Source organism: Winogradskyella pacifica, from assembly GCF_013403915.1.
Taxonomy (GTDB): Bacteria; Bacteroidota; Bacteroidia; order Flavobacteriales; family Flavobacteriaceae; genus Winogradskyella; species Winogradskyella pacifica.
On sequence record NZ_JABFDI010000004.1, the window covers coordinates 19,649 to 33,019 of the forward strand.

Genomic DNA, 13,371 nt, shown 5'->3' on the forward strand with positions numbered 1-13,371 from the left:
ATGCTTAGAATTATATGCTTTCTTTGTGTTGTAATTACACTCTCTACTGAACAAGCTTATTCTCAAAACTTTGAAAGAATTTCTAATAAAGAGGGATTCAATCAAAATACTGTTAATGCCATAGAACAAGATAAATATGGATTTTTATGGTATGCCACTCCAAATGGCTTAATCCGTTATGATGGCTATGAATTTAAAACATTTAGTACCCAATCTAAGGGGGAACAAGCCATTTCTAGTAATAATATTACCTATTTATTCAACGATAAGGATGGTATTCTTTGGATAGGCACTAACGTTGGTGTTAATATCTACGTGCCTTGGTTAGAACGTTTTTTTACAGTTCCGATAAACTACAATATAGATGTTAATAAGATTGATACTAAAAATGACGGTTATGTATGGATAACGTCTTCAAAGCAATTAATACGATGCAAGTTAACAGACGTTAATAATGGTGTTTTTGAAGTGTCTGAAAATGTTTTGGATTTTAAGGATGAAACTCTAGAAATTAACACGTTTACATTTGGCCTTAAATCTTCAATTATTTTAGGAACAACAGATGGTTTAAAAATAGTAAAATACCAATCTGAAAGTCCAATATTAAAATCTGAACTTCCAGCTGTAGATGATTTTGATTTTTTTAAGGATAAAGAAATCACTGAAATCATAAAAGTGGATAACATTTTTTGGATTGGTACAACAAAGGGTTTATATAGTTCTAATTTAGACGCTAATGCCAATTATTTAGTTAAGAAAATAAAGGTTCCAAATGAAGACTCTGCGTTTTATGTGAATAGTCTTTTCAATGATAATGATAATGCCATTTGGATTGGAACAACAGGCGATGGGCTCTATAAATTTAATCCAATTCTAAATTCTTTTAAACATTTTAATTATGATTCAAAGAATAAAAACACCATTAGTAGTCATCAAATTAATGCCGTCTATCAAGATACTTTTGATGTGCTTTGGGTTGGTACGGCACAAGGTGGTATTAATAAATTAGACCTTTTTCAAAAACCCTTTTATGCATACACTAACAATCCTTACGATGCGTTTTCAATCGGAGATAATTTAATCACTTCAATTTTAGAAGACAATACAGGTAAGATTTGGATTTCTGGTTACAATAAAAAACTATTTAGAAGTATAGATGCCGTCACAGAAGACAATATAGATAAGATTCAATACGAAGATTTACAAAGTAAATTACCTATTGAAAACACGGATGTTATACGATGTATTTATCAAGATGAGAAAAATTATATTTGGTTTGGTACAGATAAGAAGGTCATTGTTTACAGTCCGGTAAGAAAGGATTTTAAGGAAATTCAACTTTTATCTAGAAATGGGAAAGCGTCCTTATTCTTAACCCGAAAAATCGCGCAAATTAATGATACAGATATTGTTTTAGCAGGGAATAGAATTGTGGTTTTAGAAAATCCTTGGAATGACATCGATAATACTAGGCAACCTAAACTGACTATTAAATTCAGCTTAAAAATCGCTGCCAATAGAGTGCAGTCCTTCTTGCAAGATAGTAACAATCAATTGTGGTTTGGCACCGATGATGGTTTACTACAATGCCGATATAGAGATGGTAAAATTGAAATTGTAAGAGAGTATAACGATACTAAAACAGGTGGTAGTAAACTAAGTTACAATAGTATTTTTTCGCTTCATGAAGATGATAATAAGATTATGTGGATTGGTACGTTTGGTGGTGGTTTAAATAAGTTAACATTAGACAGTGATAGCAATCCTTTAAATATTGAGTACTTCCGTAAAAATGATATTTTACCCGATGATGTAATCTATGGAATTTTACCACAAAAGAACAGTGCTAATTTATGGATTAGCACAGATATGGGGTTGGTGCGATTTAATAAAGAAACGAGCAAAGTCAATGTTTTTGATGTAAGTGACGGCTTAATTCAAAATAATTTTAGACAATCAGCTTATGCTTTAGGAGCGTCAGGTTATATGTATTTTGGAGGTTTAAATGGTTTAACCGTTTTCGATCCACAGAAAATATCTTTAAATAGACAACCTCCAAGAGTTTTAATTACATCGCTTTTAATTAATAATAAACCTGTGAATATAGGTGAAAAATTAAATGACATCATAATTCTTAAAAAAGCGATTTCAGAAACAGATACGATAACCGTTTCTAAAAGTCAACGTATTATTTCCTTTAACTTAGTTGCGGAACACACGTCTGCGCCAGCAAAAAATAAAATAGCATATAAATTAGATGGTTTTAACAAGGATTGGGTAGAAACAGATGAAGGTAAATCGGGAATTACATACACTAATTTATCCGCAGGGACTTACACCTTAAAAGTAAAATCAGCCAATGGTGATGGTGTTTGGAGTACTTCAAACAAAACGTTGACCTTAATTGTTTTGCCACTTTGGTACCAAACGTGGTGGAGTTACACCTTACTAGTTATTATATTTTTAGGCATTGGTGTTGGGATTGTTTTCTATTTTGTTCAGCACGAAAAATTAAAACAAAAATTAATTTATGAGCAATTAGACAAAGACAGGATGGAAGTCATTAACCAAGGTAAATTTAAATATTTTACCAATTTGTCTCATGAGTTTAGAACACCTTTAACCTTAATTTCTGGTCCGTTAGATAGAGTTATTGATAATAATACCAACCCAGAAAGTGAAAAATTCTTGGCTATCATTAAAAGAAATACGCATCGTCTTTTGAGTTTAATAGATCAGTTAATCACCTTTAGACAAGCAGAACAAGGGTATTTAAATTTAAACTTTGCAAAATCTACTTTGGGGGATTTCTTATATCCAACAACAGAGGCTTTTGAAAATTATGCCTTAGAAAAGAACATTAATTTTTATTATAAAATAAATTCTCCAAATGAAGAGATTGTTATTGATGTAGAAAAATTAGAACGAATACTTTTTAACTTACTTTCTAACGCGTTTAAAAACACACCAGTGCAAGGTACTATTAGCATTGATGCGTCTATTGTTTTTGAAGACGATGTAAAAAACATAAAAATTGATGTTATCGATACCGGTAAAGGGATTCCGAAAGAAAGTTTAAATAATATTTTTGAACGATTTTATCAATTAGGGAATCAAGATGGTAATGTTAGTGGAGGAGGTATTGGATTATCCTTTTGTAAATCGTTAGTAGAATTATTTGATGGTCGTATTTCTGTAAAAAGTAAGCCAAATAAAGAAACCCGTTTTACAGTTGTGATCCCTTCTTCAACGATTGAAGAAGTTAACATTGAAGGTAATGATGCAAAGAAATCATTTATAAAAAATTGGGTGCCCCTGCAGGGCAACGCTATAGAAGAGACCAATAATAGCAAAAAGAGCGAGAAACAACATAATGTTTTAGTTGTAGAAAACGAATTAGATATCCAGGATTTTCTTAATAATGCATTATCTGATAAATACAATATCACCATCGCAAATAATGGAGTAGAAGCATTAGAAGAAATTAAGAAAACAGAATTCAGTACTATTATAAGTGATGTAATGATGCCAGAAATGGATGGCTTTGAATTGTGTAAACGCATCAAAGCTAATCCGGAAACTTGTCAGCTACCCGTATTGTTATTAACGGCTTTGGGAGATAACGTGGATTTAATTAAAGGTTTAGAATTTGGAGCTGATGAATATATAAGTAAGCCATTTTCTTTAAAACACTTAGAGCTTCGACTGAAAAAACTCATTGAAAATAACGAGAAGATAAAAGATTATTTCTCTAAAAATAGTTTGCCTCCTAAAGACAAAAAGGAGTTAGGGTTTTCTAAAAGGGATTTAGAGTTTTTAGAAAATATCACAGAAATAATAGAGAAAAACTTATCGAATTCAAATTTTGGAGTAGAAGAATTGTCTACAGAAGCAGGTTTAAGTTCTTCTCATTTCTATAGAAAATTAAAGCAATTGACGGGGCAGGTTCCAAATGCTTATTTACGTAATTTTAGATTGCAAAGGGCAGCAGAGTTATTAGATAGTAATAGTGGTTTTAATGTTGCTGAGGTAATGTACCAAATAGGTATAGAGTCTAACTCTTATTTTTCTACCTCATTTAAAAAACTCCATGGAGTATCGCCTTCCGAGTACTCTAAACGATAAAATGATTGTTTTCAGCAACTAAATGATATAAAAAAGAATGCCATTATAATAGATATAAATTAAGTTTGTTACTCAAACAATTAATTAATTATTAAATCATTTTAAAATTATGAAAAAAACAATATTACTATTGGTATTTACAATCGCATTAACAAGTTCATTATTTGCACAAAAGAACACAGACAAAAAAGTAAATGCATACATAGAGACTGTTGAAAGTAAAATAACACTTACAGACGAAGAAAAGGCAACTTTAATTACGTTAAAGACAGCTCATGCTAATGCTATATCTGAAATTAATGGAAAATATGAAAAAGGTTCAGAAGAGTTAAAGGCTAAAAGAAAAGAAAACAATAAGGAGTTTTCTAAAGGTCTTAATAGTGCCTTTGGTAAAGAGCGTGCTAAAGAAATAAAAGCTGCTTCTAAAAAGAATAAAGCTAAAAAGAAGAAAAAGAGGAATTAAATTCTTTCGTGTTTAGGGACTATACCATAGATCGTTTTTATATAGATTAAATGTACTCTATCTAAAATAAGCCTAAATTAAATTCTAATGCCCTTTAAAAGTATTCAGTACTTTTAAAGGGCATTTGTTTTTTGCACGGTAAAGATTAAAAAAGTGACTATAATGAATCATATCTTCTATGAGTTATTTTAAGCCGTTTCCTGTTATGTAGCAATTAAAATGAATATACTGTGGCCTTATACTTTTATTGCGTTCTACGGTACAGTTAAACTACATAAAACTCAATGTTGGTCGTTGTAAATATGGATTTACATTCTATAATAGTCAATAAATTCAGTATGTAATTAGAAAAGTAATTCTCTGTACATATCTATAAAAAAAAATAGCTTCTTGAAGACCAAGAAGCTATTTTAGAAAGCATTTTTATTACGTTTTATCTAATACGTTCAATTGTAAAATATGTTTTGCCAGTAAACTTGTTAATTACTGCGCCGGTAGCAGAACTCTGAGCCTGGATTTCTATAGTGTCTCCAATCGTTAATTCTACTACTGACGATATTTGTCTAGCAACTTGGCTTGGATTTGTTACATTGTTATAGTGATTTGCAGAAAACTCTTGAACAAAATCAGTACCATTTTTAACAACTGCAATTCCAAAGTAATCTGTATTAGCTTGTGAATTATCTGTATGATAGCTCGCGTTTATTCTATAGAATCCAGCAGTACTGGCAATAAATTGACTGCCAGAACTAAGCTCGGTAGAACCTGTTGCGTTTAGAGTGACATTATTAAAATTGATTTTTACCCATGGTGTTCCTCCTGCTATCGTTTGAGCTGCACCAGCCGGGTCGAATGTTGTCGTAATTAAAGAAAACGTAGAAACATCTGCCACAACAGGTATGGTTTGTTGATCCTCAAAAGTTAATTGACCAGTACCATCAGTAACTAAAATTTGATTTGCAGTACCATCTACTTTTGGAAATGCATAACCAGTATCACTAGGGTCTGCTACTTGTACCTCTCCGTTTACTCTAAATATATTGTTATTAAACTCCCCGTAAATTAGTGGTGTATCACTGCTTGAATTTTGAATGACTAACGTATTCTCAGCTGAGCCAAAACTACTATCTAAGCCCGCATTATTACCAATAAAAACGTTAGAGCTACCTGTAGTATTTCGACCTGTATTTTTACCGATAAACACATTCTCGTCGCCAGTAGCACTTCGACCAGAATTATGACCAACAAATACATTGGAGCCACCAGTAATAAGTTGACTTCCTGAGAAGGTACCCACAGCGACATTATTAACTCCAGATGTAACAAGACCTAAAGCATTAGATCCAAATGCGGAATTATTACCGCTTGTGTTAGATTTAAGCGCCCCATAACCAAATGCAGAATTATTGCTACCATTAACATTTTCATTTAGTGCTTCGTAACCTACACCTGTATTATTCGTTCCGTCTAGGTTTTTATACAAAGCATGATAACCTACCGCAGTAGTTTGATCCGCTGTATTACTATTTAAAGCTGCCGTACCAACTGCTGTATTGCCGTTTCCAGTTTTATTAGAGGTCAAAGCCAAATTACCTACTGCTACGTTGTCTGAACCTAAGGTATTTTCAAACATTGCACCGTTTCCAATCGCTGTATTAGTACTACCTGTGTTTTTTCTTAAGGCATCCGCACCCATTGCTGTGTTTTGATTTGCAATAGTGTTTGCTTCTAAAGCTCTTTTTCCGAAAGCGGAATTTCCTACTCCTAAGGTATTATTTTCTAATGCTGAAAATCCAAAAGCCGAGTTATTACTCACAGTACTTTTTGATAAAGTGGCATAACCGAAAGCAGAATTATGATTTCCATCGACATTCAATTCTAATGATTTATAACCTACGCCAACATTATTATTGTCAGTGGCATCATCATTTACACCAGCATCTATACCAATAAAAATAGAAGAACCATCTTCAGAACCATCGACATCTGATTTTGCATCAGAAAGGTCGTTCAGTTTTTCAATACTTGAAAATCTAATCCAACTTGTTGTTGCTTGATCCCAATGATAAAATCCTTTAGAATTTAAACCAACCGTTGTGGTAAGGTAAACAAGCATTCCATCTTGTGCAGCAGTAGGACTTGTTACGGGGAAAGCGTTAATTCTTGGTATTAAGATACCATCTGTATTAGAAGGTGTCGCTTGGTTAGATGCGGTAATATCTAGAGAGGCTTTTGGATCTGTGTTGCCAACACCAACTTGTGCGTAAGAAAAAGAGACCATAATTAACAACGCATAAAAAACAATATTTCTATGATGCACTTCTCTTACTTTAACTAATTTGTTTTTCATATTATGAGGGAGGTTTATGTATGTTATTTTTATTAATATGGACTACATCTTTATTGCTTTATAAATTTGAAAACTTGAATTTCACTATGTTCTGAATACGCTTTTAGAAAATAAACTCCTTTATTTAGTAGTGAAACATCAAAAGACGCTTGATGGCTTTTAAATTCTAAAACTTTCTGTCCTGTAGTGTTATAAATAATTGCAGAAGCGATTTCTTTTGATAATTTAAAATTTTGCTTTACTGGATTTGGAAATAAAGTAAGCTTATTAAAATCTTCATTAGAGTCAATACTTAATGTTTCTCCTACTAAGAAAGCTCCTTCTGGTCTCACATAGGGTTCGTAATCTGGTTTTGGTAATTGTACCATTCTATCATTTATGTCTTGCATTATAACCATTTCATCTGCCGTAATTAAACCATCGGTAATGGTTGTACTCAACGTTATAGCTGCCCCTGCATCTGTAAAAGTTCTTACAAAACGGTAAGCTTGTTCCGTTTCAAAAATTAAATTGGCACTAGCAACGCTCCATTGCTGTCTAATAGGTGCAAAGTAATGTTTTAATGCTAGTTTACTGCCATCGTAAGAAGACCACGAGTTTTCAGTAATTAAAGGAAAAGAAAATTCTTCGTATGCCCAAGAGTTTGGTGGTGCTCCTTGTCCTAATGGTGTCGGGTGCCCGGCTGTAAAATCCATATAAGGATCATTTGCTTCTAAAAAGAACACTTTATAATCTGTAGGGTTTTCATCATTTATGCCATCAGAATCTACTAATATATTGTCTCCATCTTCATTCTTTACATACGATTTGGTAATGTTGGTAGCAATAGCCGCATCTGGATCAACTTCTCTAATCATAGCGATAAAAGCATTTAAATCGCCTGGTAAATTAGAAACATTATCTATCCAATACCCATCAACCAATCCGTTAAATCGTTCAAAAAAGCCTCTAGCTAAAGTTTGCCATGCTAGACCTTCATCTCCAGCAAAATTAGTAGTGTAATAATTTTCCCATCCAACGACAATTCCTGCTTCGGTGGCATCAACATTACCTTGAATTCTTGATGGTCCTGCTCCATTTACATAGAGAATTACTTTTTTTCCTGCATTCTTAAAAACATCAATAACATCGAGTATGATTTGCTCATTTTCTAACGAAGGCACCATGCCAGGGTGAATTTCATTAGCAATATCTACATAAGGATTATCTCTTAAAGTATAAAAGTAACCATGTGCTGGATGTGTAAAATTGGTAATAATATGCCCTACATCTGGTAAATTATTTACAATCTCCTGCGCACCACCAATCCAGTCATAATCGCTGTCATTATCTAATCTAATACCACCATGTAAATTAAATCTTACACCCCAAGATCCGGATAGAATTGCGGCTAGTGGTACGGTTTGTTCAGAATATCCTGAAATAGTATCAATGTAATAGGTTGAGGTTAATGCTGTTTCATCTTCAGAAGCTAATTCTATAACTATTTGGTCATAACCTCCTGCTAAAATAACCGCAGTCGAAATGGTTATTCCGTCAAAATTGAAAGTAAAAGATTCCCATGTGTCTCCTTCTGTAAATAATGATTGATCAAAAGTAACAACCGAAGCTCCAAGGCTAGAGTTTCTTAAAGACAATCGAATGCTATTATTTGTGGAGTTAAAAGCTGAGGTTGCTAAAGTTGTATATGCTTTTAAAGAAATAGTATAGGAAGATAAATCTGTAATAGGATTCGTTAAGTCAAAACTGATGGTAGGATTGGCCTCCCCATTTCTTATAAATTTAGAAACTGTAGTGTTTGAGTTTAATCCGTTTATTTCCAGGTTTGCTTCATTTGTTATAAATGTACCGCCTGTAGCAGTATTAAAATTAATGTTTTGGATACTACTTGAATTCTCATACCAAGTTTGTTGCGCCGTAATAGAGCTCAAGCAGAGAAATGAAAATAGAACTATTAAATTAATTTTATTAATCATGCGTTTTTATTTTTTATAAAGGTAATTAGTAGTCTATTATTATAGTTTCTCTAATCCGTCAGCTTCTTACTGTAATCCATCTAAACTATTATATCCTAATATTGAGACCGATAAGATTGTAAAAGCACCATTATTTCATTTTTAGTTAATTCAAAAAGGTATTGTTTGTGTTCGGTGCTTCAAATTTTGGTAAAATGATGAATTGATGGATTAAAGCAACATTTAAGGCAATATCAGATATAGTATAGTTTTATAATTTTGTTATTTAGCGGAAGCATTAAAACGTTTTAAAGTGGATTCTTAAAAGCGTAATAATTTAGAAATGTATAAGTCAGAAGGCTTTTAAGAATAAAGCCAGAATTTAATAAAATTGAAATGAAGTATAAAGATCTTATCACCTATGTGGTTGCTGGTGTTTTATGTTTTAACTGTACGGCACAAAATTCAAAAGTAGTCAACCAAAAAATACAGGCTACCTCTAGACCAGAACCTAATGTTATTTTATTACTTACAGATGATTTAGGATGGCAAGATGTAAAGGTTTATGATATTGACGAACCATCTCCATATGAAACCCCAAACCTAGACGCTTTAGCAAAAAAAGGAGTTCAGTTTTGGCAAGCGTACTCTCCGGCTCCGACGTGTGCGCCCAGTCGGTGTGCAATTATGAGCGGAACGCATCCGGCCAGAGCCCAAAAGACACACGTGGTAGGTGGTGCGCCTCCTACGGTTTATGGTAATAAAAATTCGCAACGTATTATAGATCCTTGGTATAGCGGTCGTATGCCCGAAAACGAAATGACTCTAGCGAGAGTATTACAGCAAAAAGGTTACACTACAGGACATACCGGAAAATGGCATATGGCTATTAATCACTTTGCTTTTCCACAACCAACAGATCAAGGGTTTGATGTGTCTACTGCAGATCGTGGCGCAACAAGTCCACAAAAACCGCATCGTTTAACCGATTTTGCAACGACTAAAGCAGATGATCCGTTCCGATTAGATGAGAATGGGTTTCCTTTTCATCAAAATAGTCAGGATGCTTTAACTTTTTTAAAGGAGAATAAACAAGATCCGTTTTTCTTGTACTACGCAACATTTTTAGTCCACGCACCAATTCACACAAGAAGTAAAGCGCTTTTAGAAAAATATTGTGAAAAATTGGGCGTGCCTTTTCCAACAGATCCTAACCATTGGGATGTAAAAGGACAAAATAACCCTTACTATGCTGCCATGGTAGAAATGTTAGATTATTACGTCGGACAAGTTTTTAATTATTTAGAAACCACTGATGATCCCCGTTGGCCTGGACATAAATTAAGTGAAAACACCTATATTATTTTTACTTCGGATAACGGAGGTATGGAAAACGCGCATGGTGATGTGGTAACCGATAATTATCCTTTAGATAAAGGAAAGATAAATGCTAAAGAAGGAGGAACGAGAGTACCTTTATTAATATCAGGACCTGGGATAAAGAAAGGAGTGGAGTCTGATGTTGTGGTTAATGGACTCGATTTTTACCCAACCATTTTATCTTTATTAGATATAGAAAAACCTAAGGATAAGCATTTAGATGGTGCAGATTTAGCGACATTGTTGCTAGAAGATCCTACCGATTCTAAATTGGTTTTAGATAAAAATGGTAACGAAAGAACGACGATGATGTGGCATTTTCCGCATGCGTCATACCAAAGTACGTTGCGTGTAGGTGATTATAAATTTATTAGAAATTATGATTATAAAAATAATTCTAAAATACCAGAATTTGAGTTATACAAATTATATACCACCAATAATGGAGTCGCAGAACGTGTAGATATTGAAGAGGCTAATAATTTAGCAACATCAAATCCTGAAAAAATTAAGGAAATGAACGCGCAGTTGACTTCTATTTTAACCGAAATGAAGGCCAGTTATCCATCGTATAATCCGTATTATAAAAGTGAGATGGAGCATAAAGAAACGGTTCCGACTGTGATATCTGCATCAAAAGATAATAACCAAGTGACTTTTAAATTTAAAGAAAATGGAGCTAAGGTGGTAACCGCTAATTTAATTTATACAACCAATGGAGGACATCGTTATGAAGAATGGTTTAAAGCTGATGCTAAAATAAACGCTGACGCAACCATCACAGCTAATTTACCAAAGGGAACAACACATTACATTATTAATGTTATTGATACGCATAATTTCTTAGTTAGTTACCCTGAAATGCCGACTGTAAAATCACTTAAAAACGACAAAAAGAACTACTCTAACTATGCTTTAAAGAACAATTAATTATTTGCACGAGATTAAAGAATTAAAAAAATATAATGAGTGTAACTGTCTGTATTTCTGAATGAAAGACTTTGTTTTACAGGGAATGAGTCTGTTTTTGGTTGATTTAAGCAACTGAATATCAATTAAAGTGGCTAAATTTGACTAACTAAAATTTTAAACTATATATTATGAAAAAACAATTACTTTTTACTTTAGCTTTTCTAGGAGCTATAACGTTTGCGTCAGCACAAACAGAAATAGCATTTGATGCAGCAGGAGATGATCTTCAGACTTTTACTGTTGGACAACAAGCTTCAGATGATCTTGATGAAGGTATTATTACGGTAGGTGGTACAGGTGTATTAGTATCTAATAATAATTTTATGGGTGTTAGGTCTGATACTCCTACAGATAATGGAGCAACTGGTGTATGGAGTTTTACCATAGCTACGACTTCAACTACTGCAATAAACGCAACACTTAATTTAGATATGGCAAAAAGACCAGGATGTAGTGTAAGTGGAACAGTTGCTGTATCAGGATACACAAATATGTCTTATTCTTTTGGGTCTGATGGAACTGATATTTCTGCAGTAATAGACGCACCTATTGAATTTGGATCAATTATTTCTCTTGTTAGTGGATCTCCCTTAACCGTTACTATAACATTAGACGAAATGTTAAATGTAGATAATACGGCTACATCTATTTTTAGATTAGAAAATGTTATATTAGAAAGAAATGGTTCTTTAAGTTTTGAAGAAATTTCAGCTAATAGCATTGTTGCTAGTGTTTCTCCAAATCCTACAGCAAACAGCTTTCAAATAAATTCTAATAAGAGTATTGAAAGTGTAAAATTATATAATATCACAGGTCGTTTAGTAAAAACATTTGGTGAAGAAGCTAATTATGATATCAGTGATTTAACAACTGGAATTTATATTGCAAACATTAAGACGCAATTAGGGTCTAAAACGATCAAAGTTGTAAAAGAGTAAGCTATTCTATTTACGTTAAATTGATTTTAATAAAAGAGTCCCTTAGTAAAGTTTACTAAGGGATTTTTTTTGCTTTTCTTTAATATGATAAAGTACGTTTTTAAGGATTACTGAATGACTAATTACTACATTAAGGTAATTACTCTTCGCTAGGTCTATAAAAGTTTTGAGCGATAGTAAATGGTTAGTGTAATATCTAACTGGTTGTTTATCAATAGGATTTGTTTGTTTTTACAAGAAATGAGAATGCTTTTGGGTGAATTCAGCAAGGGAGAGTTGTTTGATATAATTAACTTTGACTAACTAATTTTTAAACTAATATATTATGAAAAAACAATTACTTTTTACTGCAACATTACTTTTTGCTACATTTACTACCTTTGGGCAAGCAACAGTACTCGATCCAATGGAATCTACTCCACAACAAGTTAGAGTGGCGGATACAGATTATACTCAAAATTTTACAAGTGGAACTTTTGGAGTGGCGGGATCTGGAGCTAATGTAGCAATAACTGATGCAGCACTTGTTAATGGAACTATCAGTTTTGATGTGGTTTCATCTTCAACAGACTTCGAAGCATCAATTAAATTCCACATAAGAAAATTATATGGTAACTCTGGAAGTGTAGATTTTACTGTAAATGGTACAACTGATTCATTTAGTTTACCAAGTGATCCTGCTGCAGCCAATCTTGATGGTTATGAGGTATTTAATCCTTTAACATTTTCTCAAAATGTAACTGTTTCATCGGTTCCTACAACGATAACATTAGATGTTAATGATATTATCACAGATGCAGCTACTGACGCTAAATTTAGGTTCTATAATGTTACATTTACAAATGTAGCTTTAAGTGTAGATGATTTTGAAACACAAGAAACAAGTGTTAAAATTTATCCTAACCCAGCAAAGAATGGCTTCCAAATAGATTCTAATAACAGTATCGATAGTGTACAGTTATATAGTATTACGGGGCAATTATTAAAAACGTTTAAGCAAGAAGCTAATTATGATATTAGTGATTTAGCAACAGGAGTTTATATTGCAAATATCAAAACACAATTAGGTTCTAAAACGTTAAGAATTGTGAAAGAATAAAGGCATATAGCTTTATTCTAAGTCCAAAATCTTAACCTGCTCAATGATATTAAAAATGAAAGGTAGTAATTCACATTGCTACCTTTTTT

The 13,371-nt window shown here is 32.8% G+C and carries 7 protein-coding genes; 5 read left to right on the forward strand and 2 right to left on the reverse strand.

The annotated features are described in order from the left end of the window. Complete coding sequence (locus HM984_RS04850) at positions 1-4,125, forward strand: hybrid sensor histidine kinase/response regulator transcription factor (RefSeq protein WP_179348328.1); 4,125 nt, start codon at positions 1-3, stop codon at positions 4,123-4,125. A 109-nt stretch (positions 4,126-4,234) separates the two neighbouring features. Then, the gene (locus HM984_RS04855; RefSeq protein ID WP_179348329.1) at positions 4,235-4,588 is read left to right on the forward strand and encodes a hypothetical protein; all 354 of its coding nucleotides are present in this window, start codon (positions 4,235-4,237) and stop codon (positions 4,586-4,588) included. Between the two features lie 433 nt (positions 4,589-5,021). On the opposite strand, the gene HM984_RS04860 is transcribed toward HM984_RS04855, so the two are convergent. Together HM984_RS04860 and HM984_RS04865 are read right to left on the reverse strand one after the other, a co-directional pair. Beyond that, entirely contained in the window at positions 5,022-6,938 is a 1,917-nt protein-coding gene (locus HM984_RS04860; RefSeq protein WP_179348330.1) for a phage tail-like protein, read from the reverse strand. Between the two features lie 50 nt (positions 6,939-6,988). Continuing rightward, entirely contained in the window at positions 6,989-8,914 is a 1,926-nt protein-coding gene (locus HM984_RS04865; RefSeq protein WP_179348331.1) for a T9SS type A sorting domain-containing protein, read from the reverse strand. 375 nt (positions 8,915-9,289) lie between these two features. Here HM984_RS04865 and HM984_RS04870 point away from each other — a divergent pair, with 375 nt between their 5' ends. From HM984_RS04870 to HM984_RS04880, 3 genes are all read left to right on the forward strand, one after another. Then, positions 9,290-11,203 carry a sulfatase gene (locus HM984_RS04870; protein WP_179348332.1) on the forward strand — a complete coding sequence of 638 codons (1,914 nt, stop codon included), beginning with the start codon at positions 9,290-9,292 and terminating at the stop codon, positions 11,201-11,203. Between the two features lie 170 nt (positions 11,204-11,373). Next, on the forward strand, positions 11,374-12,183 hold the full coding sequence (locus tag HM984_RS04875) for a T9SS type A sorting domain-containing protein (protein ID WP_179348333.1): 810 nt from the start codon (positions 11,374-11,376) through the stop codon (positions 12,181-12,183). 325 nt (positions 12,184-12,508) lie between these two features. After that, positions 12,509-13,282 carry a T9SS type A sorting domain-containing protein gene (locus HM984_RS04880; protein WP_179348334.1) on the forward strand — a complete coding sequence of 258 codons (774 nt, stop codon included), beginning with the start codon at positions 12,509-12,511 and terminating at the stop codon, positions 13,280-13,282. Positions 13,283-13,371: the final 89 nt, after the last annotated feature.

Bases quoted from the DNA above. Each gene is read 5' to 3' on its own strand.
- HM984_RS04850 (WP_179348328.1), top strand. From the start codon at position 1: ATGCTTAGAATTATATGCTTTCTTTGTGTTGTAATTACACTCTCTACT.
- HM984_RS04855 (WP_179348329.1), top strand. From the start codon at position 4,235: ATGAAAAAAACAATATTACTATTGGTATTTACAATCGCATTAACAAGT.
- HM984_RS04860 (WP_179348330.1), bottom strand. From the start codon at position 6,938: ATGAAAAACAAATTAGTTAAAGTAAGAGAAGTGCATCATAGAAATATT.
- HM984_RS04865 (WP_179348331.1), bottom strand. From the start codon at position 8,914: ATGATTAATAAAATTAATTTAATAGTTCTATTTTCATTTCTCTGCTTG.
- HM984_RS04870 (WP_179348332.1), top strand. From the start codon at position 9,290: ATGAAGTATAAAGATCTTATCACCTATGTGGTTGCTGGTGTTTTATGT.
- HM984_RS04875 (WP_179348333.1), top strand. From the start codon at position 11,374: ATGAAAAAACAATTACTTTTTACTTTAGCTTTTCTAGGAGCTATAACG.
- HM984_RS04880 (WP_179348334.1), top strand. From the start codon at position 12,509: ATGAAAAAACAATTACTTTTTACTGCAACATTACTTTTTGCTACATTT.